The following is a 26105-nucleotide window of genomic DNA, read 5'->3' as shown; positions in this document are numbered from 1 at the left end:
TTAATGTTTTAAATAAAACAACTCCTGCAACCAACCGTTGCAGGAATTGCTTAGTTGTTTAAACTGGGATTATTTACCTAAGATCAACGCACCGAAAGCAAGACCTTCTAATAGTGCACCGATGATAATCATCGCAGTTTGAATCTTTCCAGCCGCTTCAGGTTGACGAGCGATACCTTCCATCGCTTTACCACCGATTTGTCCTAGTCCGATACCACCACCGATAACGATTAATCCAGCTCCAATTAAATTGTACATAACAATTGATTTAAAAATTAAACAAAACTTTCTCTTACATCCTCCACATCATCAATCTCATGACCTTCAGCATCGTGCTCGTGGTGATGGTCGTGTTCTGCAACCGCCATACCAATAAACAGGGCCGAAAGCATTGTAAAGATAAATGCCTGTAAGAATGCAACTAATATTTCTATAAGCGAGATAAACAAGGTAAGTACAAGAGAAAGTCCTGTAGAACCTACTGCGCCAAATTGTTCTCTTAATGTGATTGTCAAAGCAATTAATCCCATCACAACTACGTGACCCGCAGTGATGTTAGCGAAAAGACGAATAAGCAGGGAAAAAGGCTTTGTAAGTATTCCTAAAAGTTCAATAGGAATTAAGATGATTTTCATGATAACCGGCACATCTGGCATCCAGAAAATGTGTTTCCAGTAGTCTTTGTTTCCGCTAAACTGCACAATTACAAAAGTAAATAGTGCCAAACATACGGTAACTGCAATCTGCCCGGTGATGTTAAACCCAAAAGGAGTCATTCCCAACAGGTTTGAAACCCAGATGAAGAAAAACACAGTCAGCAGGAAGCTCATGTACTTCTTGTATTTGAACTCACCAATATTAGGACGTGCGATCTCATCGCGCACGTAGATCACTAAAGGCTCTAATGCACGGCCAAAACCGGTAGGGATATTTTTCTTTTTGTATTGTCTTCCTAATGAACCAAACCAGAATAATAGTAAAAGTCCAACAAGGATAATCCCGAAGACACTTTTAGTAATTGAAATATCAAAAACCTTGTGTGCGTTAATAGGATGATGCTCTTCATCCATAACAACTGCTTCTGCTCCTTCCTCAAGCTCATAGATATGCTCGTGTAGGTTTACGAAACGGCTTCCATTAGCCTCAACAATTACCTCCCCATCTGTATCGTGGTGAAATTCAGAAGACATAAACGAAACCAGACCATTGCTTGACCAAACAATTACCGGAAGTGAGAAGCCTACATGCTGACGCTCCCCTGCTGCATCTGTGTACGAAAACAAATGGAAGTCGTGAGCATCTTTTAAGTGATGGTTGGTATATTCAGTAATCTCTTCCTGCGTATCTACAGCCCCACCACCATGATGTTCTGCAACATCGTGCTCTTGTGCGCTTGCAAATGATCCTATCAATAAAAAACTGATAACAGCTAGAAAATGAATGCGTAAAGAACTTATCTTCATTATTATTTTTTAAAAAATCAGGCTTGCTAAAATTTGGTGCAAAACTAATCATTTTATTCACAATTGCACCCTTTTTGCGCAAATATAAAATCAGGAATTTTTATTTAAGATTTTCACAAGCACCAGAACCTCATAAATCAGGAATATAAATATGGGTATCAACATGCTAAGACGTTGCAGACGCGTAAAAACGGTCTCCTGAAACAACAAATCTTTAAAGACTAATCCCATAAAAAGAAGCTTTCCAAAAATTGTGAATAAAAAAATAAAGCCGAGCTTATCGTAAAACTCCGGAACCAAAGCCGGAAGGCTGATAAATGTGAGACAAATAATGAGACTGCTGATACCTGCAAAGAGGTAAAAGTTGATTAAAGCATATGGAAGTTCTACTTCAAAATACCCTAAAACAGCGGTGTGTATAAAATAGGCCAAAATGCCCAGTACGACTATAAGTACAGCATTTAAAACCAGTGGTTTCGTTAAATTCATGAATTGAGGCTTTTTACGGCGCGTATGATCACGTACATAGATAGAAAAACCGCCAGAAGCGAAACAACGGGCTCCAAAAATTCGGTTTCAAATTTACGGTCCAGCCAGGCGCCAAAGAGATTTCCTAACCAAATGGTAACTCCCATCTGAATGGCTATGGTTGAAAATTTTGCCCAGCTCTTAAGCGGACTTTCCGGTTTCTTTTCTGACATCTTCTCCATTCTTACCTGCTGCTCCCATGCTGCAGGTTGCGTTAAAATCGGCTCCCGGCTCTACTGAAAGTCTGCCGGTGGTCACTTCTCCCTTTACCACAGCCGAGCTGCGCAAATTTAAAAGTCCGTCAATAGTCAAGGTGCCGTCAACCGTACCTTCAAGATCTGCCTCTTTACACACCAGAGTACCTTTGAGTTTACCTGCCTTACCAATCACCACCTTGCCGGTACTTTCTATTTTTCCGTCAAGGGTTCCGTCAATCCTAAAATCACCTTCAGATTTGATTTCTCCGGTAATAGAGGTTCCTTTACTGATTCTGTTTTGCTTGCTTCCGTCTTCGATTTCGTTTCTTCCTTTTTCTTTTCTCATCACTTCGTCTCTAGATTTTTATAGGCTTGCAGATTCTTGTGTATTTGAATGGTTCGGTAATTCTGCGAATTTATAATAACCGGTTCCTCTTCTTTCAACGCGATAAGCTTTTCCCGGTTTAAGGTTTCTGAAAAAATTAAAGCTTCCGCAGCAGATACAAATCCGTGGAAAACCAAAAATTCGGTGCTTTCATCGTAAACATCCACAGAAATACTTAGATCGCTACGTGACTGACGATTCAGAAATACCTCTGTAGAATCTTTCAGCTTAAGTGTTTCCAAATGATTTATTTTTGAAAACGGATAAACCAGTTTAAAGCTGAAAGCTTCCGCATCAGGTACAAAAGTGCTGCTCTTAACCGCCGGCAATCCTTTTTCAATCAATTCTTTAGCCTGCTTTCCTTCCTCCTGATTGGGATAATTGAGCGCTACATAATTAAGCGCCTCTTCATAGGCCTCAAAGCCCTTAAGTTTACCAGTGGCTAGAGCCTTAAGCAATTCAAATTTTGGCACAAAGGCATCGCCTGCAAACTCGTCAATATAATCCTGAGCTTTTGCGATTACCGCCTCGTACTCCTGATTCTCATACTGCCTGTACAGGTTGTTATAGACTGCTTCAGGGCCAGAGGCGTCCTGCTCTAAAGCTTTATTTGGGTTTTTAATGATGCTCGCATAGCGCGTCTCCCCATAGTTTTGAAGAATATCAAACTTGTATTTATCGCTGTTAAACGTATCGCCTTCGGCCTCATAAAGCTGGTATAAATTGTACTTAGCCGGAAGAATTAATCGCTTTTCAGGATTACTGGCCAGCAAATTCTCCAGTCTTTGAATGGCAAGATCGGGTTCGCGCAGTTTTTCCTTATAAATGAGTCCCAACTGATAATACGCAAAATTACGCTCCGTACTAATGCTGTCTATCGCCGCCGGTGCGGTGGGAATTTGACTGGTATAGGTCTCCACCACAAAAAGCCGGTCTTCTTCAACGTCCCGTAATTCATCAGCTCCTGTAGTTACTGTATTTTCCGGTAAAGTTCCCTGCCGGTCAGAAATACGCCAGTAATCTTCATTGGGTCGTGAGCCCCACCTATTTTTAAAATCGAGTTTACCCTGAGCTACCTGCGTAGGATTGTAAAAATAAAAGCCTCCTGCCTGTGGCGGCCCATTGCTATTATCAGGAACAAAGAACTCATTATTTGCCAGAGTAGCCTCAGCGATTTCTGCTGCGATTGAATCTTTTGCGCGCTCTTCTTTCAGTTTTGCTATGTATGCCTCAAAGTACGCCGTACGCTCGGCGTCACTCATACGCACCAGACTTAAAATACTGTCATTGCGGGTTGCTATACCTTCATAAAGGATGACATCGTTTAGATTTTCACGCTTTTTGCTGATGCCACGATACTCCCGGGTATTCTCAGGTACGAAAGTTAGCGTGCTGTCGTAATATGCCCCTGCAATCAGGTATTCTGAATTGTCAAAATTAAGATCTCCCAGACTCAGGTAATTGCGTGACGTGAGGTATTTATCGGGGCTGTTAGACCGAATGGATTTATTGAAATAAGAAACTGCAGAATCCTGTTGTCCTACATTGAGGTAAAATTGTGCAAACTGATGCTGAATGATGTCGAGATAAGGTCTGTTTTCCCGATTCTCTTCCAGGTCTGTCAAAAGATTGAAGGCAAGCTGTGGATCCTGATCTTCATAATTGAAATTGCGCAGTTTATTTACATACGCATTGATCATATACCTGCGCGGCGACTTGCGATTCAGGTCAATTACCTTATCGTAATTGGCATTGGCTAGCAGCGTTTGACCTACTCTATCGTACAACTGCCCTTTTATAAAGTAATAACGACCTTTCTCTTCATTTTTACGGGTGAGGTACGCGGCTTTTTCAATATAAACCAAAGCGCTGTCCAGGCGGTTTTCTTCAATATAACCCTGAGCCAGCATAGCCGAAGCATCAGCAAAATCCTGCTGATCTAAAGCATCTTCCTCGTCAAGGAGCTTATGCAGGCTTTCAATTGCGATTTTGGTGTTACTGAGACGCAGGTTTGTTTTGGCCTTCCAGATTTTGGCCTGAGCAATGTTATTGCTGGCAGGATAATACGCCAGAATATAATTAAAAGCCTCAAGGGCGCGTACATACCGCAAATCGTAATATCGGGCTTTACCTAAAAGCATAAAAGCCTCGTCAATCTGGGGATTACGCTCGGTGCCGTCAATCTCCATACTGTGTTTTTGTATGGCTTTTATGGCCTTTTCTTCGGCACGCTCAAAACTGGGATCTACGGCATCACCGGGAAGCGGTATAAAATCTGGAGAATCCAGGCGTTCTACCGGTAAAATCTCCCAAAAATTATCCTGATAGCCCTCAATAAGCGCATCACGCCCCTGCTCAAAAGCCTGTCTACCGTTAAACAGCGTGTTATACTCTGCGGTAATCGCGTGAAAATTTCTACTCAGAAATTTATCTTTCTTACGCGAACAACCTGCCAAAACAGCCAGAAGTAGGGTAACGAGAAGTATTTTTTGTGCCGAAGTCTGCAAATCTTAATTGATTATAGAGCAATAACTGCAAAGTAGCAAAATTAGTATGAAGGGGTTTAAATGGTGAGAAAATAATTTTAAGCTGAAAATTTAGAATGACTTAATCCATTTAGTTTAAGCAGACAGTCATTTAGCTAATTTATTATAAAAACTAATTGTTATATTTCACGAAATTATCAATCTCCCCTACGCATTTCTATCAATGTCTCAATTTGAGCGCTTAACTTTTTTCTACTAATGCGAAAATTACAACTACTCTTCATTAGCCTTGTCGCTTTGTCTTGTTCTAGTGATTCTGATGAAACGGAACAAATTGCTGAAACGGGATTTCCGTTTAAGGTGACTGTATTGGCGAGTGAGATTGAAAATAATATAGATACCAAAAATCGTTTTCAAATCGACCTGGAGAAAGGGGCTGCTTCTGCCTCAACACCAGTATTTATGAATGAGCAACTGGGATTTCCTCGAAATGCAGCTTCTCGTTTAATTGATAACACAATAAGTTTTCAATTACAGGAAGGGGATGTCTTAAACCTGTGGAGGAAAAATTTAGCCACCAATCAAATTCTAGGGAGGGAGGAAATTTCCCTTAAAATACCCCTGGCAGAATGTAGCTTCCCGTATCCTATTCCCGTTGGCAATAAATTAATTACCACTTGTTTTATGGATAATCAGGAATCTGTAATTTCGTATGATTATTCTAATAACCGGATACAAAAAGCTTTTACCGGAGAAAATAAATCAGGTTGGGGATCAAACACACTGGTGGTGCGTGGCAAGTATCTGTTTTTTGGGTATGACGATTATAACATAAGACTGGAAAATCAAAACCCATCGCGGTTTATCGATATTTATGAATGGTCTTCTTTAAACAAGGTAAGAACTATAAATGTTGATCCTTATGAGGGATTTGGTATAGACCAAAACAAGATTCTAATGGGCGGAAGTTCGGGCTATAAACTTTACGATTTTGTAAACGATAGGGTGCTTTCTGAAGGGGAACGCCTTATTGGTGGAGGAAAAGGGCAGTTTTTTACTCCAAGCCCGATTATTAATAACAAAATTGCCATTCACGACTACCGTTCTAATATTGGTTATACACCAGGAATTTTCGATTTCTCTTCAAAACAAACGCTTCTCATTGACCGCAATAAACTTTTGAGTCAATTCGATACGATAGAAAGTTCAAACAACCTGGAAATAGTACAATATGAAGTACACCTGAAATTTGAAATCGCTGTTATTGGCTATAGATATTACGATTCTTCAAATAATCCTCATTACGGTGTTGCGTTTGTAACGATGGACTCTGAAGTTTTAAGTAAAACGGAATTGCCGTACTATCCGGGGAGTATTTCAATTTTTCAGTAAAATTAAAATTATTTCAGTCTTAAAAATATCTAAGCGAGCCACTTTCTTCGATTTAAAACATCCATCCCCAACCCTTCCTTCAAAGGAAGGTAGTCTACTGCAGTATTCTAATGGCACTAGTCAACTAAAGGCTCTTGATTACCTAAATGAGCCAATAAATTTTTCAAATTATTCAAGAGGTCTCCTACTAGTATGCAAGAAAGCCAATATAAAAATGGTGGTATCTTCAATTAAGTAATGTATTCCATATCGAAATCTCGTGGTGAAAACAACACGAATCTCCCTGTACTTTTTTTGAAAATTATATGGATTCTGAAGTATGCGTTGCAAGGATTCATCAACCTCTTGAAGAAAATCTGGAGCTACGTTAGAATTCTCATATAACCATTCGAAAGCCTCAACCAAATCCTGTTCGGCTTCAGGCTTAATGATTAGTTTATATTCCATATTTTGAAAACAAACTCTGCTTGAGTTCCTGCCAGTCAGTTCCTGCATCGGGATTGGCTAAATGGTCTTCCAGACGCCTGTCTAATAGCTCTTTTTGTTCCTTCGTGATCTCAGGCTCTTGATCTGATAATCTGGATTTGAGAAGATCCTTAAATATCGCTATAAGCTTAGGGTCGTTTACATCCTGTAATTCCCGTATAATCCATTTAATATCAGCCTGTAAGTCCATAAGCAAGTGTTTACCGTAAAATTAGCGATAAATTTTTACAGGATAACAAGTAAAACATTTATCCCAAGCCTTCCTTCAAAGGTTGGGAGTCTTCTGATGCATTATATCAGAACTAATTCACCAAAGGCTCCTCCTTACTAAAATACGCCTCCAGTTCTTTAAGTGTTGCCTCAGAAGTTTTGATGTCTTTTACCAGTTTCCCTTTTTCGAGTACTACAATACGCTCGCAGACTTCGGTTACATGAATGAGGTCGTGGCTTGAGACCAGCACGGTTATGTCTCGGTCAGTTGCCAGTTTTTTAATAATACCTTTTAAACGAATCTGGGTCGTAGGATCGAGATTCGCAAAAGGCTCGTCTAAAATAATCACATCAGGATTACCAATTAGCGTAGCCACAATGCCTACTTTCTTTTGGTTTCCTTTAGACAAATCGCGTAAATACTTACGCTTACCGAGGATTTCGTCATTAAAAAAGTCAGTAAACCCGGCGAGTAAAGCATCCACATCAGCCTTGTTTTGCCCCCGCAGTTCGCCAATGAAGTAAAAATATTCTTCAGCCGTAAGATACCCAATCAGGAAACTTTCGTCAATAAAGGAAGCCGTGTGCGATTTCCAGGCTTCGCTTTCATTAACCTTGCTTTCCCCATTTTGAATATAACCGGTTGTAGGCTGAATCAGATCCAGTAACGCGCTAAACAGTGTGGTCTTTCCGGCTCCGTTATTCCCCACAAGGCCAAAAGATTCGCCTTTAGGAATATGAAGTTCTTCGATATTTAAAACAGTTACGCCGCTATAGGTCTTCGATAAGTTGTGAATCTGAATCATAATTATATGTTTTTAATAATTCCCTCCCCTGTTGGAAGGGTTAGGGATGGGATATTAGTTTTTCTGCTTATACGCAGCTATGGTTTTATACTTTTCGGCTTTATAAACCGATTCGATTTTTCTGAACATAAAATCACGGAACGCAAAGCCCGCGACACCGGCCAAAGCGACCAGTGCATAACCAAATACCGGTCCTAGAGTGAAATGACCAATAGTGTATAAAATTATAGGCAGTACCAGTTTAGGGATCGTAATCAGCAGGGTTTTCACGTTAAATGCCGAACTGTCACCAAAAGCCTTTTTGTTGCTGGTCAAATCAATAGGAGTTTTGATGTATGCGCCACCTAGCAGTACGACGTGTCCGTTTACGCCCATATTGTAAATTCCGCCTACCAAAACAGCGGCATAAGCTTCCCAACCAAAATACAAATAGCCCAGACCTAAAATGGTTGATACTGCCGTTGCCAGCACCACCAGCATCCATTTAGACTTTAAATATTCCTGATAACGGATGTTTTGAGTCATCATCAGTGGATAATACGCGCTGTCCCAACTGGGTACAAACTGCCCAAAACTGAACAGGAACCCTCCGGAAACAAATATTCCGGCAAAAATCTTCATAAACGGGTTGTCATAACTTTCAATACCACCGGTAAAAAAGAGCAAACCGTAAAATAAAAACACCACGCTCATAATCACAGTAGTTTTAGACCGCTTGTTGCGCTTAATGAGTTTGATGTCGTTCTTTAAGAAGGTTGCGGTTTTCCCAAAACGATCCAGCCAATCTAGATTTTCGGTTGATGCTTTTTGAGCTTTTACGGCCAGACCGGCATCCAGATACAGACGCTTCAGAAAATAGCCGTGCGCGACTTTATAGAGCGCGATTGCAGCAATTACCGGGATGGCAAACATCCATAGCGTATCATACAATCCCTGAAAAAAGGGCGCTACGTAGGGCGTGATATCGAAAATTCCGTAATACTGAAGGGCTCCAAGTCCAAGGATAATAGAACCTAAACCTACAACCAGAGCCATCGCATCGTTAAGAAACACATTGATGAAGTTGTTTACATAAATAAGCGCCATCATCCCCAGGTGCCAGGTAATCACGTGCAGCGGATCGTAACCCTGCGCCAGCAACACCACACTAAATGGAATAAAGAAAAACGCGTGTACGATATTGAAAAACGAAAGCAGGGTTTTGCCTAGCGCAAAATCTACAATCTTAGACTTATTAAAGGGCAGTAAAAGCAGGGGTTTAATATTGACCACCGGCATCTTTTGCAGCATATATTTTACGATCAAATCAAGCACCACATAATAAATCATAAACCTATTAAGCGTTTGCAAGGGCTCATAACCTGCTTCCTCAAGACCAAAATAGGCTCCGACACCCGCAAGTGTAAAAAGACCTATAAAATACAGCGCCCCGAGGGCCATAAATATTTTGAGTACCAGATTGGTTTGAAAAGCTGCAGATCTAAAAAAGCTCTTCCATTCCAGATTGATAAAGTGTTTGATCATTGTATTGCCTTTTTTTGAACGTATTGTCATCGCATTAGTGCGAAAATTATAGAATTGTTACAGCGCAAAACGCCTGTGCTTCGTATTTTTGCCCAAATTTTTTGAACTATGAGCGATTTTCACGCACTAACCATACAGGATATTACCCGCGAGACCGATAAAGCAGTGAGCATCACCTTTGGAGTCCCTCAAAACTTAAAAGAGGAGTTCAGCTTTAAAGCCGGCCAGTACATCACCCTTAAAACACAAATTGACGGTAAAGAAGTGCGCCGTGCGTATTCGCTGTGTTCTACTCCGCAAAGCGGAATGTTGAAAGTTGCCGTAAAAGAGGTTGAAGGCGGAACCTTTTCCGTTTTAGCCAATAATAAACTTACGGTTGGTGAGTCGCTTGAAGTACACCCGCCTGAAGGAAAATTTATCGTAGAAACCAATCCCGAAAATCAGAAGGATTACGCCGCATTTGCTGCCGGAAGCGGAATCACACCGGTACTTTCAATCCTTAAAACCGTATTGGAGCAGGAGCCTAAGAGTCGGTTTGTTTTAGCTTACGGAAACAGAGCAGTTGAAGAGACGATTTTCCACAAAGAATTGCTGGAATTACAGCTGAAGTACCCCGAGCGTTTGTTTATCGAATTTATATACAGTCGTAAGCAGGAAACCGATGCGCATTTTGGCCGAATCGAAAAAGCTACCGTCAATTTTGTGCTGAAAAACAAATTCAAATCGCACGATTTTGATCAGTTTTTCCTCTGCGGACCTGAAGAAATGATCAATGGTGTAAAAGGCGTTTTAAAAGAAAACGGAGTTGCAGACGATAAGGTGAAATTTGAACTCTTTACCAGTTCTGATGAAGGGGATGAGATCGCTGAAGCCCTTGACGGAGTAACCCAGGTAAAAATCATCTGCGACGATGAAGAATTTGAATTCACAATCCCTCAGGATAAGGTGATTCTTGACGCAGCTTTAGAGCAGGATATTGATGCACCGCACTCCTGCCAGGGAGGTATTTGCAGCAGCTGTATTGCCCGCATTACCGAAGGCACCGCAGTAATGCGCAAAAACCAGATCCTTACCGATGATGAGGTTGAAGAAGGTCTGATCCTGACCTGCCAGGCTCTGGCTACCTCAGCAACCCTTACAGTTGATTACGACGAAATATAAAGCCCAGCCCCCTAACCCCCGAAGGGGGAATTATAAAATCTTACGATTTTGAATTAATTCTCACCCGTTTTAAAAACGGGTGAGAATTTTTTGTTAGGAATATTTCTTTAAAACCTCTTCTATCGGTGTATACTCCAATTTGCCTTCCTTATGTTTCAACAACATCTCATCCATCATCGCTTTATAGCTTTCAGATGGTTCAGGTTCATTAGGAGTTAAGTCGTTTGCTTTCATAGTTTGCTATTATTTAGTAAAGCGCGCAATGATTTTTGCTACCTGTTCAATGGCTTTGGTATGTTCAATAGTGGGACCGGCGACCCAGACTGTTTTGTAGGTGGCTTCGGTGGCGGCTTTGGTTACCATGTTGGTTCCTTTTAAAAAGCGAAGCATTTTTACATACTTTTTGAGCCATTTGTTTTTATTGAGCAGCTTTTCTATCCAGGTTTGCTCGGTGCCTATTTTCTGCACATAAGGCGTATTGATCACCGTACAGGGTGTACCGCTGATCTTTTGGGTCATCACAATATCCTGTTCCCCATAATCTACACAGGCCTGCTTGTAATCCTGCGAAACCCCCGCTTCTTCTGATGCAATAAACGGACTCCCGATGCTGACCCCGGCTGCTCCATAGCTCATTTTTTCTTCCAGGTCTGCACGGGTTCCTACCCCGCCTGCAGAAATCACAGGAATCGTTACCGCTGCATTGAGGCTTTCGATTAGTTTTTGGGGCGAAATGTCTCCACGATGGCCGCCGGCTTCGTTGTTTACGGCTATAATGGCATCGCAGCCCAAGCTTTCTACCTTTTTGGCCTGCTCAAGATTGACCACATCGCAAAACACCAGAATTCCTTTTTTATGCGCTTCTTCAATTACCTGTTTGGGATTACCCAGGGAAGTGATGATGAAATCACAACCCAGTTCGCAGCAAACTGCCAACTGATCGGGGTATTTGGTGTTTGATTTATTGACAATGAGATTAAAGCCAAAGGCTTCCCCATCTGCTTTTGCGGCTTTAAGTTCGCTAATTGCTTCCCGTAATTCAGGTAAAGTACGGTAGTTGAGCGCCGGGATACAGCCTGCGATCCCGGCCTGCATAGCAGCTTTAACCATAGCCACGTTTGACACGAGAAACATAGGCGCCATAATAATGGGATGCTGAATAGGGAGTAACTGCGTAAGGGATGCTTTCATGGTCAATTTATTGATTTCTAAAGTTAGTTTTTTAATCAGCTTTCCTGTTTTAAAAGCGTATTAAAAAGCAGTCTTTAAAATGGTAGTTGCAAACCGCGTGAGGGACAGCAGCGTAAATCCCGCAGTCCCGACAGATCGGGACGAGGAATTGCAGCGAATGGCCCGACCCGCAGGGTCACGCCCAAACCTGAAAATCAGAAGTAAAAAAAGAGAGCACCTGTACTGGATAGTTTACGCTAAAACCGTTTTGATGCAATCAACTACCTGTTGCGGTTTAATGCTGTACATCGCCTTCTCGTAGCCGGCAGGGACTTTATTGCCATAAACCGAAGTGGGAATCGCCGGAAATTGCTCCCGGTCTGCCAATAACTGATTTTCGGGAGGCTGACCGTAGGGCGTAAAACCCAAATACGGATGCGTCATTCCCCAAATTGTAACTACCGGAATACCAAAAAGCGCGGCAAGATGCCCGTTACCGCTATCCATCGCCAGCATCGCGTCGAGATGGGAAATCAACGCGAGTTCTTCAGCAAAGCTGAATGTACCTGCTACCGAAACGCAATTGGGATATTTATCGGCAAAAGATTGTAGCTTTTGAGTCTCTTCTTCCCCACCACCAAACAGGATGATTTTATAGGATTCGCGGTTCAATTGAGACAGAACAACATCAATCAACTCCAGTGGATAGTGCTTACCGGCGTGTGCGGCAAAAGGCGCAACGCCCAGCCATTTGTAAGGTTCGTGACCTATATGCTCCCGAATACTGTCGGTAATAGGTTGTTTTGGTAGGAATTCGTTGCCCGTTAATTGCACGGGATATCCTAATTTTTTAAAGACTTCGGCATAACGCGCGTGGGTGCTTTTTAAGGCCCTGAAATCCTTATCAATCTCCCGGGTTAAGGCTTTCTTTTCGGCCCTGCCTTTATCAATTTGTGCCGATTCACTTCCGCGTAAGCGAAAAAAAGATCTTAGCACATTAGAGCGGATTACGTTATGCAAATCGGCAATCGCAGTAAAACGGCCGGGCTGCAGGTCTTTATACAGTTTATAGAGTCCTACGGCTCCTTTATACCTGCCCTTAACATCTGCGCCAAAGAAATGCACACGCTCCAGCGGTTCAAAAAAAGGCGCAAAAAAAGGCCTCGACACCACCGTAATCTCCAAATTGGGATAGGTACGTGTCAAGGCGATTAATACGGGTACGGTCATCGCCACATCCCCCATTGCAGAAAGGCGTATGCACAGAATATGGGGATTTTGGGCAACCGGCATTTACTTCTTGCTTTGGCTGCGCAGCACGGGGTTGAGTTCCTCGTCGTTGTACATTTTCATCTGCTTATAGACCTTCATATACTTGTCACCGTTTTCGATATCGCGCACCAGCGTGTCTATAGCCGTACATAAATCTACACGCTGCTCAATAAGTACGTCGAGTTTGTTTTGACAGGCGATTTTGTGCTCGTCTGAGGCATCTTCACGATTTGCCTCCTCTTCCATATGGTAAATCTTAAGGGTGAGAATGGCGAGACGGTCTAATGCCCAGGCCGGACTTTCGGTATTGATGGTTGCCGAATCCTTAGGCTCTACATCGCGGTAAAGCTTTAAGAAATAGCTGTCTATATACTCCACCATATCGGTACGATCCTGGTTTGAAGCGTCGATTTTTCGCTTGAGCTCCAGCGCATCAACGGGATCGATTTGCGGATCGCGAATAAGGTCTTCATAATGCCACTGCACCGTATCGATCCAGGCTTTGCGGTAGAGCAAATGCTCTAAAAAATCAACATCGGTGTCGTACGGGTTGTCAAAAGGCTGATCAACGCGGTCTTTTATGTGGTAATCGTCTACAGCGCGCTCAAATATACGTTTTGCGGTATGTGTTATCATGGCTGGTTATTTTTCTAAAATGTGTAAATATTCGGTTGTACCGGTTGCTTTATGATTGCGGTTTTCGGTCTTGTCGGCTTTAAAACGCTGATACGATGTGGTGACCAAATCGTATTTGCCGTACCGCTGCATAATCGCTTTTACGGTTTCAGCGGGCATTAAGCCTTCATTATTGTAACTCAGGAAAATCGTTTTAAAATCTGCCTGCTTTATCAATTCTTCAAAAGCGGTTGCAACCTCAATTTTACTGCAAAAGGCACTTTTTTTATAGCTCCGCAACCCGGTTTTCCCTTTGGGTACAAAGGTATCTTTTTTTGCAATAGTATTAAGCACATGATAATTGGCACCATACTGCCGCGCGTTGTAAGGCGGGTCGAGGTATAAAATATCGCCCGAAATAGCTTTGATGAGTTCGTTGCTGTTTTGGTTATAGACCGAATGATTACCCGGGGTGATTTCGAAATCAGCAGGTTTTAAGGTCAGGGTGTTTTGAGCCGATTTTTTCAGTTTTTTTAAATACGCGCCATAAACCGAAGCCGTATTGGCAACCTTATCGGCACTCTCCAGCAAACTGGCCAACAGAAAGAAATACACGTCTTCGTTTATTTCGCCCTGCGAAAACCATACTTCAATTTGGCTGCGGATCGTATCAATTTTTTTGCCGTTTTCGGCCGAAAAATACAAACGCCCCGATGCTCCATCCTCGCAATAGGTATTGAAGATAAAACCTGCTTTTGGTGGTAGATTTTCTAATTCTTCAATATAGGCCGAAGCATCAATCGGCTCATTGTTGCCGATGTAATTTTGGTTTAGGACATAGCTGTAAAACTCCAGATCGTTTGCGATAACCCCTTTAACCAAAGGCTTAAACGTGCGCCCCACACTACCCGTACCGGCAAACAAATCACAGAAAACAAACTTCGATAAATCAGGCCCACACACGTCACTGATGCTGCTGAGCAACCAAGAAGAAAGTTTATGTTTTGAGCCTATATAATTCATCGTACTGCCCAGATAATATCCGCAAAAACGCTTTTTGAGTTAATTGTTGAAACTGCAACTAATTTTGAGGCATCAAAAGTACTCACATAATCTGCAATAAGCCCTTGCAACCAGGATATTTCTGCCTTTAACCGGTAATGCCTTCCGTCCGCTTTATGCACGATTATAAAGAGCCGGTTTTCCAGATGAAAGCGCCTGCCGGTGCTTTGATGCGTATACAGCCAGTTGATGAGTTGTGCGGGGTTTGCTTTCGCGAAAGCGAGATCCTGATTAAAAGCCTTTGGAAAAACGGAAGTTTTCAAGTCAAAATTAATCCTGTTTATGCTAAAATCAACCAGACGGTCTTTGGCATTTTGTGCAGCGACTACTCCCCGCTGCTCGCAAAAAACCTGTTCAACAGCGCGGGCGCTCCAGTAGTTGTACCAGCGGTTGATCGCATACTGAAAAAAGTGTTGATAATCCAGATTGTGAGCCTGAGATTCAAGCTTGATGCGTGAAATCAAAACTTCAAAATCAGGTAAATCATAAATAAAATTACTGCGAGAATCCCAGAGATCATTCTGCTTTTGAAACCAGTGTTCAGGATAGGTCCAGCGCCTTTTAAGTTGGTCTTCAATGGTAGGCAAATCTAAGCACCCCATAAGATTGCCATAAACGGAATGAGCAGCGCCAGCCACATCATCATTTCTTTAAACCAAAAACCCGTGCTGGTTTCGATATAATTTGCTGTGATAATTGCTAAAGGACCAAACAGAAAATACAATTCGCTGCCGTCGCGGTCAGGGGCCAGAATAATTGCGATAAACAGAGCCACCACAGAGCTGATAAAGGTAAGCAGATACGAAGCTTTCAATTTTTGGCTCACGTCACTAATCTGCGATATATACCGAAAGCCGCACCACAGGTAAAGCGTAATAATAAACGATGTGGGCAGTAAAAGTCTCAGGTTGTTATAGGCCGAAAAATCATAGGTGGGTAATTGCACGTAGTTACGCGCAAATACAGCTGCCCCTTCGTAATACAGGCTGAAAGTAAATGTCAGGATGAAAACGGTAAATAAACCCGCAAACGGAAGCAACCAGTTCCGGTATTCGTTAGGCGTGTAAAACAGTATGGCAAAATAGAGTACCACCAGAAAAAGAAGACTCCAGAAGAAAAACAGCGAGGCGATGGCAATCCAGAAGGCAGCGTCAAAAATTTTCTTTTTTTGGTCTTTTTCTGACTTTAAACTGATGATTCGGCGTAGGGCTAAAAGCACAAACAAGCCCGAAAGTATGGTGTTTGTGTTAAAAAAAGTCTGCGGAATAGCCAGGGTAAAGCAGGCGAAAAAGAATACAATGTAAGTCGTTCTGCGAGTTAGGGTGTTGCGTTTTACCACAAAATTGAGCACTCCCAGCGAAAACAAATACAGTAGTAAAACCATAAACCGACTCAAAATACCCAGAGCCGTTAACTCATAATATTCTGAAAGTGTGTAATATCCTGTTAGAAACAGAATCACACCCAGCACGATTACTGCGAAATTTATAGGTTTTGAAGCGCCAAAAAAGCTTGTTAGCATTGTAGTTTTTTCTATTTTTGCAACGCACAACTCAAAATAACGGGTGCGGCATTCGTAATCAGGATGTAAAAGTATACAATTATGGAATTGAAAGATTTATTTTACGGAATTCAGGATTTTTTTGTTGATGTGGCATTTGCACCACTTGATTGGTTGCGTGAGTTACAGGACAGCAGCTGGTTAGCCGCAAATCTCATTAATATTGTGTTTATCATTGTAGTTTCAGTTGCGTTTGTGTACTGGTGCATACAGCTCAATAAATTTGACAGTCAGGAACACCACAACCTTAACAGCTAGTTTTTGTTCCCTAATCATATTAAAAAAGCCCCGAATTACGGGGCTTTTTTTAGTTCTATGCTTTTGGTTTTACAAATCAAAACCAATGTCTTTGCGGTAGTTCATCTTATCAAATTTGATTTTCTCAATGTTTTTATAAGATGTTTTAAGCGCTTCCTTAAAATCCTCGTGAAGCGAAGTCACCGCCATCACACGCCCTCCGGAGGTAACCACTTCTCCATCTTTTAGATGGGTACCTGCGTGGAATACCAGAGAACTTTCAACAGCTTCGGAGCCGGTTAAAACCTTTCCTTTTTCATAAGCCTCGGGGTAACCGCCGCTCACAAGCATTACGGTAGCTGCAGATCTGGGATCTAGGTCCAGCTCGACCTCATCTAGTTTTTGTGCGGCAACTTTTTCAAAAACGTCTACGAGATCATTTTTGATACGCGGCAGCACGACTTCAGTCTCAGGGTCGCCCATACGTACGTTGTACTCAATCACTTTAGGATCATCCCCTACTTTGATGAGTCCGATAAAGATAAAGCCTTTGTAATCAATTTCTTCGGCCTTTAGCCCTTCTATCGTAGGTTTTACGATTCGATTTTCTATTTTTTCCATAAAGGTCGCATCTGCAAACGGAACGGGAGAAACTGCTCCCATCCCGCCGGTGTTCAGCCCTTTATCGCCTTCACCAATACGCTTGTAATCTTTCGCCGTAGGCAAGGTGATGTAATTTTTACCGTCTGTAAGCACAAAAACACTGAGCTCAATACCATCCAAAAACTCTTCGATTACCACGGTTTCGCTGGCAGCACCAAATTTTTTATTGGTGAGCATATCGGTCAATTCGGCTTTAGCATCTTCAAGATCATTTAAGATCACAACGCCTTTTCCGGCGGCCAAACCATCTGCTTTCAACACATAAGGTGGCTTCAAGTCTTCTAAAAATGCTTTTCCGGCGTCAAGACTTTCGGCTTTAAAACTTTCATAAGCCGCTGTGGGAATGTTGTACAGCGCCATAAATTCTTTAGCCCGCTCTTTACTACCTTCCAGTAATGCCCCGCGTTTTGACGGACCAATTACCGCAACCTGCGCTAATTCCTTATCATTTTTAAAGAAATCGTATACCCCGTGTACCAGCGGATCTTCAGGGCCTACAACCACCATATCTATATTTTCGTCTAAAACCAGTTTTTTTATCGCTTCAAAATCGGTTACCGAAATATCAACGTTAGTCGCGATACCGGCAGTACCAGCATTACCCGGAGCCACAAAAAGCTTCTCACATTTAGGACTTTGAGCAATTTTGTAGGCAAATGTATGTTCACGCCCGCCGGCGCCCAGAATAAGAATATGCATCAGATGAGCTTAAAAATTAATTAAGCCTCAAAAATAAATGTTTGTAAATTGACCTACTAATTTTAGTCTTGTGAATTTAACCAACCTCAGTCTGCGCCTTAACGGCTATCCTATCGCGGCCGCGAAACGCAAATTGCAGCAATTACAGGCTGAAATAGAACAGGATTTTTCCGCCTATACAGAAGCCCGAAAGGCAGAAATTCTTAGGCATCATCTTGCTGAAAATCCCTTTTACAAGAATTTGGCCGGAAAGGTCAAAGACTGGAATTCCCTGCCTGTATTGACCAAAAGTGATTTGCAGCAACCGCTTTCCAGACGTCTTTCTGAAGACTTTTCTGAAAAAACGATTCACAAACACAAGACTTCCGGGTCGTCGGGTCATCCCTTTATTTTTGCTAAAGACAAATTCGCCCACGCACTTACCTGGGCTTCTATTCAGGATTTATATACCGGGCTGGGGATTAACACGGGCCTAACGGAAGCACGTTTTTATGGAATCCCAAAAAGCGGTATCGATCATTATGGGGAGCGTTTAAAAGACTTTTTAGGCAATCGCTATCGCTTTCCCATTTTTGACGCTTCGCCTGAAAATTTTGAAACCTTTATACACCGTTTTAAAACCAGGGCTTACAGCTACCTCAACGGTTACACGAGTTCGCTGCTGCTGTTTGCAAAATATTTGGCTGAAAAAAATCTGGTTCTGAAACGTATTTGCCCAAGTCTTACCCACTGCATTGTCACTGCCGAAATGCTGTTTCCGGAAGATTTGGCGTTGCTTGAAAAGCAGTTTGGCGTTCCCGTTATTAATGAATACGGCGCTTCAGAAACCGGAATTATTGCAATCGGCAATGCCGGAAGCGACTTACAGATAGACTCCAGACTGATTTTTGTGGAAATTCTGGATGAGCACAATAAGCCGTTACCTGAAGGTGTTTCGGGGAAAATCGTGATTACGGCACTATTCAATAAGGCGCATCCTTTTATCCGCTATGAAATAGGAGATCTTGGAGCTTTGAGTTTTGAAAAGGGCTTGCCGGTTTTAAGCAAACTGGAAGGTCGGGTGGGCGATTATGCGCTGTTACCTGACGGAAAAAAGATTCCGGCGCTGGCGTTTTACTATGTGACCAAAGAAATCATTTCTGACACCGGCTCGGTCAAAGAATTTGTGATTCATCAGTCTAAGCCTGATCGCTTTGAGATTGCATATGTGGCTGATAACGCTTTCGCGGAAGCGGAACTCCAAAAAATAAAGCGTGCATTACTGCATTATCTGGGACAGGAAGTTACTGTCAAAATAGAACAAAAAAAACAGCTAGACCGAAGCAAGCGCGGTAAGCTGAAACAATTCACCCGAAGTTTTTAATTGCGGTATTTCACATATCCGTTATATGCCCAGCAAGCCATATAGTACGCCGATTGTAAGGGATTTAAGTTTGCAAATTCCCGGTAAAACTGCCATTGGTATTTGAGCAGGGCTAATTTATTACGCGAAAGCGAACCCTGTCGTATTCGGTACACCGCGAGCGGCTCCTGAATGCCATAAGCATAACCGGTTTCCTTTAAATACTGCAGCCACAAACCCATATCCTGACGCTTTTTAATCAAGGGCATGTACTTTTTTCCAAGCTTTGAAATGTCAATAAAAGCCGTAAGACAACTGATGGAATTGCTCTTTAAAATATCGGTATAGCTCACCCGTTTCGGTACAATGAAATCAGAAAGGTAGGGCTGCAGATTTTCATCTAGGCGTTGATACGAACTAAATACAAAAGCGTGATCCTCTGTGGCCTTTAGACTGCGCTCTAGAAAGTACGGAAACCACAAATCATCGGCATCAATAAAAGTGAGGTAACTGCCACGAGCCATCTCGATACCGCGATTACGTGCCGCCGCAGGGCCCAAATTTTTAGGCTGTTGAAAATAAGAAATACGCGCATCTGCTTCAGCCAGTTGGCTTACAATTTCAAGAGTTGCATCTGTAGAGCCATCGTCAATGAGCAGTAACTCCCAGCCTATGATGCTTTGGTTTTGAATGGATTTTACAGTCGCTTCAATATAGGCTGCCGAATTGTAACAGGGCGTTACAATCGAGATTAGCGGAGTGTTAATAGGCTTTTTTATCGCCATAGATGACCTGTAAAAATGTTTTAGCGATAATACGCAGATCCATCAAGATAGACCAGTTTTCCACATAAAAGATATCGAGGCGTACCCGATTTTTGATATCAAGTTTGGTTTCAATCTCTCCACGATAGCCGCTAATCTGGGCGAGACCTGTGATTCCCGGTTTTACCAAATGGCGCAACATAAATTTATCGATCTGTGAAGCAAAATCCAGGGTATGACTCAGCATATGTGGCCTTGGCCCAACTACAGACATATTACCCATCAAGACATTATAAAATTGCGGAAACTCATCAAGACTGGTACGTCTTAAAAATCTACCCACACGCGTGGTACGGCAATCATTGCGGCTCGCCTGTTGCTTATTGGCGTCAGAATTGACGGCCATCGACCTGAATTTATAGCAGTAAAACTCCCTGCCGTCAAGACCCGTCCGTAATTGTTTAAAAAACAGCGGACCCTTATTGTCGAAATATATAACTACTGCAAGCAAGGGGGTTAACCAGGATAAAACACCAACAATCACAAGAACCGAAATGATAACATCCAGCAAACGCTTTAGAAACATATTGATAGGAGAATCAAGAGAGAGCGTGCGCAAGGCAAGAATAGGCGTATACCCGTAGTACTGAAAATCCATCTTTTTGGTAAAGATGTCCTTATTGTCTGGCAGGAATTTTAGTTTAACCAAATGATTGTCTGCAAAGTCGATGAGCTGTTTGATTTCGCTATTGGAGAGTTCAGCGATAGAACAAAAGACTTCTTCAATCCTGTTTTCTAAAACATAATTTTGAATTTCACCCAAACTGATTTCATCATTTTTAAGATCGAAATTCTGAAGCATTTTAAAGCCGTATGCGCGGTTGTAATTGAAAAAATCTCTGAGTTTTTCGGTTTTAGCATTGCGCCCAATAATTACTACACGCACATAATCTGCTCCCAGGCGAGTCCTGAATTTCTTGCGAAGGTTAAAAACAAGAATTTTAAATAGCGCTATGATAAGCAACGAAACCAGCAGATAGTTGAGAATATCTGTCAGCTCGATATCGATTTCGTTAAAAATGCCAAAGAACGAGAGCGTGTATAGTAAAACAAGAAAAATCTGGCGGCTTATCAATCCCAGAATACGCACCAGCGGAGTAAATCTATACACTTTATAAAAACCAAAACCTACTGTAGTAATAAGCCAGGCAAACACACTGTAAACCGCGAAAATGAGGAAAGCACGTGTAGGCAAGCTCAATAAAAGTGCACTTACCGTGATGACAACAAGATCAAAAAGTGCAATAGCCGGTTGCAGCAGGTAATTGTGTCTGATGGATTTTTCGTTCATAAATACACATATTCCCAAAGGGGCAAACGAGCTAAAATTACTAAAAGATTTTCGGTAAGTGCCAAACCTTGAAATACAAATTCAAATTAAACCGAAAGGAACAGTGCTATTTCAAATTATGATAATATCTTTTCGCCCCGAAAAAGCTCCTAAAGCCTGAAAGGACCTTTCAGAAACTGAACCTTTATCTATGCAGAAAATTAAGATTGTACACCTTGTTGAAGCTTTAGGAGGCGGTGTGTACACCTATTTTATAAATCTTACTCACGTTCTTGCAGCTGACCCTCGTTTTGAAGTAACCGTTATCTATAGCGACAGGCGGGAGCAAATTGATCCGGGTCGCGTGGCGCAGGACTTTCATCCCCAAACAAAACTCATCGTCATCCCTATGATGCGGGAGATCAGCCCCTCTGGAGATTATAAAGCGTTTAAGTCTATACGAAAAGAACTGCTTAAAATCAAGCCCGATATTTTACACGTACATTCCTCAAAAGCCGGAATATTGGGGCGTTTTGCGCATTTGTTTTCACGTAGCATTCGTGCAAAATTATTTTATACACCTCACGGATATTCCTTTTTAAGGAAGGATGTGGGGTTTTTGAAAAGAACTATTTTTTTTACGATAGAATTTTTCACCCAGAAACTCTGCGGTGGCACCATAGTAGCCTGTGGTGATACAGAGCTTTTTCATTCTAAAAAAATTGGAAAAGCGGTTCTGGTACGCAATGGTATTAATCACGCAGCTATCACTGCTCAACCTCAGCTTAAAACCGAAACTATTGAAAGAATAGGGATTTTGGGGCGTACCACGGCACAACGCGATCCTCAGCTTTTTAACCGTCTGGCGCTCAACAATCCTCAAATTGAGTTTGTCTGGATTGGTGACGGTGAACTCAGACATTTACTTACCGCGCCCAACATCAGTATTACCGGTTGGTTTAAAGAAAATAAAAAAGGTCTTGAACGGCTTGAAAAACTGGATGTGTACCTGCAAACGTCGCTTTGGGAAGGTCTGCCCATTGCAGTTCTTGAAGCTGCAGCACGTGAAATCCCAGTAATTGCCACTAATATTATTGGTAATAAAGACATTATCAAACCGGGTATTACCGGCTATCTTTTTGAAGATGCTGAAGATTTTCAGGTTTTTTTAAAGGCTTTGGAACCCAGAGCTGTTCGTGAAAAAATTGGGCAGGCAGCAGCAAAACGCAACCGGCTTCTCTTTGACAGCACTACCAATTTCAACAAGCTTGCGGCCTTATATGTAAAGAGCTTAAAGACTTCCTGATTTAAAAATGAGTTTGCTCATCTAAACCGCGTTTCCTACTTTCCCGGTTCAGCACGTAGGCCTGCGCAAAAAAGCAAAGCCAAAGTCCGCTAAAAACAATCCCGTCAAAACGAATTAAAAAATCATCAACGGTATTTGCAGAAGCAAATAAAACAAAGAAAAACACGCACAAAACCTGCCGGGTTTTAATGCCAAAATAGAGAAACAGGCTAACGTACATAAGGCTTGTGATCAAACCCAAAACTCCAAATTTGATCCAGAAATCCAGATATTGATTGTGAACCGGAAACTCATATTTGGCTAAAAACTGTTGATTGGTCGTTTTAAAATAGCGTATGAGTTCTCGTTTTCCGTCGGCGGCGCCTACCCCAATGAAGGGATGCTGTTTCGCAACTTCAAAAGCCGATTGCCAGATACTCAAACGGGTTACCAGACTATTAAAAACTGTTTCTTCCGGATTTTCGAGTTCGTCGAGTTTTCCCACCTTGTCGATATGGGCAAACGTGACCGAAGAAAATTTCTGAATGCTGTAGGGAAACATTTTTATAAAACCTATTCCGATAACTCCAAAAATCAGGACTCCCAGCCCCAGTTTCTTCAATACATTAAGGTCGAAAAGCTTCGCTTTTTGGTATAGACTGACCAGAATAATTCCAAAAAAGGCATTTGCGATCGCTAACCTCGTGTTGATGTAAAAGAGAAGAATTACCGAAGCAATAAAGAACAAAAGAGGTAAAACAATACTTCTGATTTTGGCATTTTGGACTTTCCCCTTCAAAAAATAGAAGTTAATCACAACTACAAAAGCGGTATGCATATTAAGTGCCGGAGCGTGGTTTCCGGTAGATTTTGCGAAGGTGTAACCCATTTCCCAGAGGTCCTTTCCGCTAAGATATTTCAAAAATAATTCAGACTCTATCCAGGCAAAGCGCAGGATACAAATAACTAAAATTAACGTGGTAAGCCAGGCATAGTAGCGCAATACACGCGCAGAATTAAATCTGTGGGTCTGACTCAGCAAACATACCGGAAGTATAAGCAGTGACAGGCGTTTTTCGGCATGTTTAAATCCTTCTGCAAGGCTTTCGTTATTCCATAAAAACAGTAAATCAAGCAAAAAGGGAGTTGCTATCAGCGCCATAATCAGCATACGATCCTTTGTAAATCGCATCCGCTTATAAAACAAAAGGTTGTATGCCACAAAAAGAATAAGCAACAGCGTTGCCGGCATTCTGAAAATCAAAGATGTGCCCAAAACAACCAGCCAAAGATTGTAGCTAAACCGGTATGTCCTTTCTGAAATAATCATAATAGAGCGCAACATAGATGAGTGGCAGGATGCCAATTTTATGTTTGATAGCCGAGCCTAAATCGGGTTCAAAAACACCCTGCACGATAAAATAGGCCATCAAAAAGTAAAAAATCCACAGCATTCTGGGGTAGGTTTGCTGCTTGCGTAAAGAGTTTGCAAAACCCCATATAAGAAACGCAAAAAGCATCAACTGCCAGATTACAAATGCCAGAATCTGAGGCTTACCCAAAAACTTAAGACCGTTAACCGGCACATTTACCGTGAAAAATCCGTACGAGATACTTACCGCTTCCCCATACCAGGTGTTAACGTTAAGCGGAGGTTCTATCATCGATGCCGCTTCCGGACTGAACCGCCTCTCATTATTTACTGCTTCGCGGCTAATTTCACTTAAATAAGGACCTTTTATAAAACTGTAGGACAACGACATTACGATAACGGCAAAAATTCCCAATCCAAATACAAAAGCAATTTTAGTTTTTAATCGCAATTTACCCAGGCCATAAAAAAGCAGACTCAGAACGGGAATTAAAACAAAATAGACTCTAAATAACAGTCCGAAAACGATCAGCAACAAACAGCTTAACACTGCAAACCGGCTTTGGGATTTGTAAATTTTATAAAGAAAACCCGGAATAAGAGCCACTACCAAAAAGTTGATAAACTCTTTAGAAGGCATTGAGGTGTAAATCGCAAGAATAAAAAAGGAAATCCAGACCAATGCGTTTTTAAGACTTAATCGTGAAAAACCATTGGGAACGCCTATTTTAAAAAGTGCCCAAAAAAGAATCGTTAATTGTATAAAACCTACCAGCCAATACGGTAACAGGCGCAACCCGGTGTATTTATAAAACGCCATAGTTAGCGGATAACTGTCAATCCAGCCAATTTCATTATACAAATCAAGGGTAATGATGCGGGCATCATTGTAAAAGCGACCCGGTAAGAACATGGGGGCCAGCATGGCTAAAAGCACTGCCAAAAAAGCCAAAACCATAAAAAACAGATGGTCTTTGTTTATTAGAACGGGCTTGTTATTTAAATCAGATGTACTCAATGCGATGGTGTTCTTCCTAAAATTAGGTGTTTTAATTCAGCCAATTGATTCTTCGATAAATCCTGATTTTTAAAACTCATTTTTTCACGAAGCTTTGCCCGCAGCTCAGCGTCGGTGACCATGGTTTTCAGAGCTTCTTTCAAGTCTTTTTTATTTGGCTCAATCCAAATGCATTCCTCCTCCTCCAATTGTTCGGGCAGGCCTCCTACACGGGTGCAAATCATAGGCAAACCGGCACTTATTCCTAAGCTCACAACACCTGACTGGGTCCCCTCAAGATAAGGTAAAACCAAAATATCAGCGTTTTGTAGAAGCGCTGCTATTTTTGCTTCAGAAAGGTACTCCAGATGGTAATCTACTGCTTTGAGCTCTTTAGCTTTAAACGGGTAAATAGGTTCGCCTGCAATTATCAAGCGGGTATTCGGCAATTGTGATTCTTCAAATGCTTCCAGCAACAATTCAACCCCTTTATACCTGCTGATTCTGCCCAGGAAAAGAATGCGGGTTTCGTCGGTTTCTAGTTTAGGTGGAAAATCGAAATGCGCTACAAGGGAACCGTGAGGTATAACTGAAGAAGGAACAGAACGGTTAAATTGGTTCTTGATTTCCTGTTCAACAAAATGGGTTAAGAAGATCAAATGATCTGCACGTTTAATCCTGAAATTCTCTAGGTACTGCACTGCTGTATGGCCTTCTCCCTGATGCAGGATCCCATCGTGAACGGTGTAGATTATCGGCTTTCGCAGTATCTTGAACAGAAGTATGAATGGCAAATCCCAAAAATGTCCGTAGGGTAGATACAGCCGGTCGTAACTTCTAACAAGTTTAGGCAAAAGCATTATAAACTGTAGCGGAAGTAAAAAAATACTGCTTAAAAAAAAGGTCCGTGTGTTGGTATAGGTGTAAATACTGAAGCAGTTTTTAAACCTATTACAGTCGTAAGTGCTCTGTTTACTGGTCATTAAATCAAAGCTTCCTTCAGGCAGTTTACGTGCAATATTGAGCGCATAAAGCGGCTGACTGTTGCGCCTGGCTAAAGAAAGAATAAGTGTTTTCTGCTTGGAGCCGGCCATAGTT

General features: G+C 41.8%; 28 protein-coding genes. 5 read left to right on the top strand and 23 right to left on the bottom strand.

Annotated features, from left to right (window positions below; translation table 11 throughout):
- Positions 1-69 precede the first annotated feature (69 nt).
- The 6 genes from atpE to porW form a co-directional block, all read right to left on the bottom strand.
- Positions 70-258 (bottom strand): ATP synthase F0 subunit C, encoded by a 189-nt coding sequence (atpE, locus tag CJ305_RS00700; RefSeq protein ID WP_004569351.1) that lies wholly within the window; start codon positions 256-258, stop codon positions 70-72.
- A 17-nt stretch (positions 259-275) separates the two neighbouring features.
- Complete coding sequence (atpB, locus tag CJ305_RS00695) at positions 276-1463, bottom strand: F0F1 ATP synthase subunit A (protein ID WP_099644321.1); 1188 nt, start codon at positions 1461-1463, stop codon at positions 276-278.
- Between the two features lie 90 nt (positions 1464-1553).
- A complete protein-coding gene (locus CJ305_RS00690; RefSeq protein ID WP_099644320.1) occupies positions 1554-1952 on the bottom strand; it encodes a DUF6168 family protein in 399 nt (132 codons plus the stop codon).
- Complete coding sequence (locus tag CJ305_RS00685; RefSeq protein ID WP_099644319.1) at positions 1949-2164, bottom strand: AtpZ/AtpI family protein; 216 nt, start codon at positions 2162-2164, stop codon at positions 1949-1951. Before CJ305_RS00685 ends, CJ305_RS00690 begins: the two co-directional genes overlap by 4 nt.
- Positions 2133-2534, bottom strand: a complete 402-nt coding sequence (locus tag CJ305_RS00680) for a bactofilin family protein (RefSeq protein ID WP_099644318.1) — start codon at positions 2532-2534, stop codon at positions 2133-2135. The genes CJ305_RS00685 and CJ305_RS00680 overlap by 32 nt, the downstream gene beginning before the upstream one ends.
- Positions 2534-5080 (bottom strand): type IX secretion system periplasmic lipoprotein PorW/SprE, encoded by a 2547-nt coding sequence (gene porW / locus CJ305_RS00675; protein ID WP_099644317.1) that lies wholly within the window; start codon positions 5078-5080, stop codon positions 2534-2536. Before porW ends, CJ305_RS00680 begins: the two co-directional genes overlap by 1 nt.
- 237 nt (positions 5081-5317) lie before the next feature.
- On the opposite strand from porW, the gene CJ305_RS00670 reads away from it, so the two are divergent.
- Complete coding sequence (locus CJ305_RS00670; protein WP_143469328.1) at positions 5318-6451, top strand: hypothetical protein; 1134 nt, start codon at positions 5318-5320, stop codon at positions 6449-6451.
- Between the two features lie 168 nt (positions 6452-6619).
- Here the strand turns inward: CJ305_RS00670 and CJ305_RS00665 are convergent, their stop codons facing one another.
- The 4 genes from CJ305_RS00665 to CJ305_RS00650 form a co-directional block, all read right to left on the bottom strand.
- On the bottom strand, positions 6620-6898 hold the full coding sequence (locus CJ305_RS00665) for a type II toxin-antitoxin system RelE/ParE family toxin (RefSeq protein ID WP_189319354.1): 279 nt from the start codon (positions 6896-6898) through the stop codon (positions 6620-6622).
- On the bottom strand, positions 6888-7127 hold the full coding sequence (locus tag CJ305_RS00660) for an addiction module protein (RefSeq protein WP_099644314.1): 240 nt from the start codon (positions 7125-7127) through the stop codon (positions 6888-6890). Before CJ305_RS00660 ends, CJ305_RS00665 begins: the two co-directional genes overlap by 11 nt.
- Before the next feature lie 112 nt (positions 7128-7239).
- Positions 7240-7953 (bottom strand): ABC transporter ATP-binding protein, encoded by a 714-nt coding sequence (locus CJ305_RS00655; protein WP_099644313.1) that lies wholly within the window; start codon positions 7951-7953, stop codon positions 7240-7242.
- A 54-nt stretch (positions 7954-8007) separates the two neighbouring features.
- Positions 8008-9477 carry a DUF5687 family protein gene (locus tag CJ305_RS00650; protein ID WP_099644312.1) on the bottom strand — a complete coding sequence of 490 codons (1470 nt, stop codon included), beginning with the start codon at positions 9475-9477 and terminating at the stop codon, positions 8008-8010.
- Positions 9478-9585: 108 nt separating this feature from the next.
- Here CJ305_RS00650 and CJ305_RS00645 point away from each other — a divergent pair, with 108 nt between their 5' ends.
- Positions 9586-10638 carry a ferredoxin--NADP reductase gene (locus tag CJ305_RS00645; RefSeq protein WP_099644311.1) on the top strand — a complete coding sequence of 351 codons (1053 nt, stop codon included), beginning with the start codon at positions 9586-9588 and terminating at the stop codon, positions 10636-10638.
- Between the two features lie 93 nt (positions 10639-10731).
- Here CJ305_RS00645 and CJ305_RS19360 read toward each other — a convergent pair whose 3' ends face one another.
- From CJ305_RS19360 to CJ305_RS00615, 7 genes are all read right to left on the bottom strand, one after another.
- The gene (locus CJ305_RS19360; RefSeq protein WP_189319353.1) at positions 10732-10872 is read right to left on the bottom strand and encodes a hypothetical protein; all 141 of its coding nucleotides are present in this window, start codon (positions 10870-10872) and stop codon (positions 10732-10734) included.
- Between the two features lie 9 nt (positions 10873-10881).
- A complete protein-coding gene (locus CJ305_RS00640; protein WP_099644310.1) occupies positions 10882-11829 on the bottom strand; it encodes an NAD(P)H-dependent flavin oxidoreductase in 948 nt (315 codons plus the stop codon).
- A gap of 231 nt (positions 11830-12060) precedes the next feature.
- Entirely contained in the window at positions 12061-13101 is a 1041-nt protein-coding gene (locus CJ305_RS00635) for a glycosyltransferase family 9 protein (protein WP_223248763.1), read from the bottom strand.
- Positions 13102-13716, bottom strand: coding sequence for a DUF4254 domain-containing protein (locus CJ305_RS00630; protein WP_099644309.1), 615 nt, complete (start codon positions 13714-13716; stop codon positions 13102-13104).
- A gap of 6 nt (positions 13717-13722) precedes the next feature.
- Positions 13723-14718 (bottom strand): DNA adenine methylase, encoded by a 996-nt coding sequence (locus tag CJ305_RS00625; RefSeq protein ID WP_099644308.1) that lies wholly within the window; start codon positions 14716-14718, stop codon positions 13723-13725.
- Entirely contained in the window at positions 14715-15359 is a 645-nt protein-coding gene (locus CJ305_RS00620; protein ID WP_099644307.1) for a hypothetical protein, read from the bottom strand. The genes CJ305_RS00625 and CJ305_RS00620 overlap by 4 nt, the downstream gene beginning before the upstream one ends.
- Entirely contained in the window at positions 15347-16279 is a 933-nt protein-coding gene (locus CJ305_RS00615) for a DUF6427 family protein (protein WP_099644306.1), read from the bottom strand. The genes CJ305_RS00620 and CJ305_RS00615 overlap by 13 nt, the downstream gene beginning before the upstream one ends.
- Positions 16280-16360: 81 nt before the next feature.
- Between CJ305_RS00615 and CJ305_RS00610 the strand changes: the two genes are divergently transcribed.
- Entirely contained in the window at positions 16361-16576 is a 216-nt protein-coding gene (locus CJ305_RS00610; RefSeq protein ID WP_099644305.1) for a DUF6341 family protein, read from the top strand.
- Between the two features lie 69 nt (positions 16577-16645).
- On the opposite strand, the gene purD is transcribed toward CJ305_RS00610, so the two are convergent.
- Positions 16646-17917, bottom strand: coding sequence for a phosphoribosylamine--glycine ligase (gene purD, locus CJ305_RS00605; RefSeq protein ID WP_099644304.1), 1272 nt, complete (start codon positions 17915-17917; stop codon positions 16646-16648).
- 70 nt (positions 17918-17987) lie between these two features.
- Between purD and CJ305_RS00600 the strand changes: the two genes are divergently transcribed.
- Positions 17988-19280, top strand: coding sequence for a phenylacetate--CoA ligase family protein (locus CJ305_RS00600; protein ID WP_099644303.1), 1293 nt, complete (start codon positions 17988-17990; stop codon positions 19278-19280).
- On the opposite strand, the gene CJ305_RS00595 is transcribed toward CJ305_RS00600, so the two are convergent.
- Positions 19277-20044 carry a glycosyltransferase family 2 protein gene (locus tag CJ305_RS00595; RefSeq protein WP_099644302.1) on the bottom strand — a complete coding sequence of 256 codons (768 nt, stop codon included), beginning with the start codon at positions 20042-20044 and terminating at the stop codon, positions 19277-19279. The two genes, CJ305_RS00600 and CJ305_RS00595, sit on opposite strands and share 4 nt — an antisense overlap.
- Positions 20022-21374 (bottom strand): exopolysaccharide biosynthesis polyprenyl glycosylphosphotransferase, encoded by a 1353-nt coding sequence (locus CJ305_RS00590; protein WP_099644301.1) that lies wholly within the window; start codon positions 21372-21374, stop codon positions 20022-20024. The genes CJ305_RS00595 and CJ305_RS00590 overlap by 23 nt, the downstream gene beginning before the upstream one ends.
- Positions 21375-21564: 190 nt before the next feature.
- Between CJ305_RS00590 and CJ305_RS00585 the strand changes: the two genes are divergently transcribed.
- Positions 21565-22659 carry a glycosyltransferase gene (locus CJ305_RS00585; RefSeq protein ID WP_099644300.1) on the top strand — a complete coding sequence of 365 codons (1095 nt, stop codon included), beginning with the start codon at positions 21565-21567 and terminating at the stop codon, positions 22657-22659.
- A gap of 1 nt (position 22660) precedes the next feature.
- Here CJ305_RS00585 and CJ305_RS00580 read toward each other — a convergent pair whose 3' ends face one another.
- From CJ305_RS00580 to CJ305_RS00570, 3 genes are read right to left on the bottom strand one after another with little or no spacing between them, the layout of a single operon-like run.
- Complete coding sequence (locus CJ305_RS00580; protein WP_189319352.1) at positions 22661-23968, bottom strand: O-antigen ligase family protein; 1308 nt, start codon at positions 23966-23968, stop codon at positions 22661-22663.
- Entirely contained in the window at positions 23937-25028 is a 1092-nt protein-coding gene (locus CJ305_RS00575) for a hypothetical protein (protein ID WP_099644298.1), read from the bottom strand. Before CJ305_RS00575 ends, CJ305_RS00580 begins: the two co-directional genes overlap by 32 nt.
- Positions 25025-26101, bottom strand: coding sequence for a glycosyltransferase family 4 protein (locus tag CJ305_RS00570; RefSeq protein WP_099644297.1), 1077 nt, complete (start codon positions 26099-26101; stop codon positions 25025-25027). The genes CJ305_RS00575 and CJ305_RS00570 overlap by 4 nt, the downstream gene beginning before the upstream one ends.
- Between the last annotated feature and the right edge of the window lie 4 nt (positions 26102-26105).

It is taken from the genome of Leeuwenhoekiella nanhaiensis, from assembly GCF_002744755.1.
GTDB lineage: Bacteria > Bacteroidota > Bacteroidia > Flavobacteriales > Flavobacteriaceae > Leeuwenhoekiella > Leeuwenhoekiella nanhaiensis.
The sequence above is the reverse complement of the archived record's forward strand: the minus strand, read 5'-3'. Positions and strand labels throughout refer to the sequence as shown.

Excerpts from the sequence above, each read along its gene's own strand:
- atpE (WP_004569351.1), bottom strand. The coding sequence starts at position 258 with ATGTACAATTTAATTGGAGCTGGATTAATCGTTATCGGTGGTGGTATC.
- atpB (WP_099644321.1), bottom strand. The coding sequence starts at position 1,463 with ATGAAGATAAGTTCTTTACGCATTCATTTTCTAGCTGTTATCAGTTTT.
- CJ305_RS00690 (WP_099644320.1), bottom strand. The coding sequence starts at position 1,952 with ATGAATTTAACGAAACCACTGGTTTTAAATGCTGTACTTATAGTCGTA.
- CJ305_RS00685 (WP_099644319.1), bottom strand. The coding sequence starts at position 2,164 with ATGTCAGAAAAGAAACCGGAAAGTCCGCTTAAGAGCTGGGCAAAATTT.
- CJ305_RS00680 (WP_099644318.1), bottom strand. The coding sequence starts at position 2,534 with ATGAGAAAAGAAAAAGGAAGAAACGAAATCGAAGACGGAAGCAAGCAA.
- CJ305_RS00670 (WP_143469328.1), top strand. The coding sequence starts at position 5,318 with ATGCGAAAATTACAACTACTCTTCATTAGCCTTGTCGCTTTGTCTTGT.
- CJ305_RS00665 (WP_189319354.1), bottom strand. The coding sequence starts at position 6,898 with ATGGAATATAAACTAATCATTAAGCCTGAAGCCGAACAGGATTTGGTT.
- CJ305_RS00660 (WP_099644314.1), bottom strand. The coding sequence starts at position 7,127 with ATGGACTTACAGGCTGATATTAAATGGATTATACGGGAATTACAGGAT.
- CJ305_RS00655 (WP_099644313.1), bottom strand. The coding sequence starts at position 7,953 with ATGATTCAGATTCACAACTTATCGAAGACCTATAGCGGCGTAACTGTT.
- CJ305_RS00650 (WP_099644312.1), bottom strand. The coding sequence starts at position 9,477 with ATGATCAAACACTTTATCAATCTGGAATGGAAGAGCTTTTTTAGATCT.
- CJ305_RS00645 (WP_099644311.1), top strand. The coding sequence starts at position 9,586 with ATGAGCGATTTTCACGCACTAACCATACAGGATATTACCCGCGAGACC.
- CJ305_RS19360 (WP_189319353.1), bottom strand. The coding sequence starts at position 10,872 with ATGAAAGCAAACGACTTAACTCCTAATGAACCTGAACCATCTGAAAGC.
- CJ305_RS00640 (WP_099644310.1), bottom strand. The coding sequence starts at position 11,829 with ATGAAAGCATCCCTTACGCAGTTACTCCCTATTCAGCATCCCATTATT.
- CJ305_RS00635 (WP_223248763.1), bottom strand. The coding sequence starts at position 13,101 with ATGCCGGTTGCCCAAAATCCCCATATTCTGTGCATACGCCTTTCTGCA.
- CJ305_RS00630 (WP_099644309.1), bottom strand. The coding sequence starts at position 13,716 with ATGATAACACATACCGCAAAACGTATATTTGAGCGCGCTGTAGACGAT.
- CJ305_RS00625 (WP_099644308.1), bottom strand. The coding sequence starts at position 14,718 with ATGAATTATATAGGCTCAAAACATAAACTTTCTTCTTGGTTGCTCAGC.
- CJ305_RS00620 (WP_099644307.1), bottom strand. The coding sequence starts at position 15,359 with ATGGGGTGCTTAGATTTGCCTACCATTGAAGACCAACTTAAAAGGCGC.
- CJ305_RS00615 (WP_099644306.1), bottom strand. The coding sequence starts at position 16,279 with ATGCTAACAAGCTTTTTTGGCGCTTCAAAACCTATAAATTTCGCAGTA.
- CJ305_RS00610 (WP_099644305.1), top strand. The coding sequence starts at position 16,361 with ATGGAATTGAAAGATTTATTTTACGGAATTCAGGATTTTTTTGTTGAT.
- purD (WP_099644304.1), bottom strand. The coding sequence starts at position 17,917 with ATGCATATTCTTATTCTGGGCGCCGGCGGGCGTGAACATACATTTGCC.
- CJ305_RS00595 (WP_099644302.1), bottom strand. The coding sequence starts at position 20,044 with ATGGCGATAAAAAAGCCTATTAACACTCCGCTAATCTCGATTGTAACG.
- CJ305_RS00590 (WP_099644301.1), bottom strand. The coding sequence starts at position 21,374 with ATGAACGAAAAATCCATCAGACACAATTACCTGCTGCAACCGGCTATT.
- CJ305_RS00585 (WP_099644300.1), top strand. The coding sequence starts at position 21,565 with ATGCAGAAAATTAAGATTGTACACCTTGTTGAAGCTTTAGGAGGCGGT.
- CJ305_RS00580 (WP_189319352.1), bottom strand. The coding sequence starts at position 23,968 with ATGATTATTTCAGAAAGGACATACCGGTTTAGCTACAATCTTTGGCTG.
- CJ305_RS00570 (WP_099644297.1), bottom strand. The coding sequence starts at position 26,101 with ATGGCCGGCTCCAAGCAGAAAACACTTATTCTTTCTTTAGCCAGGCGC.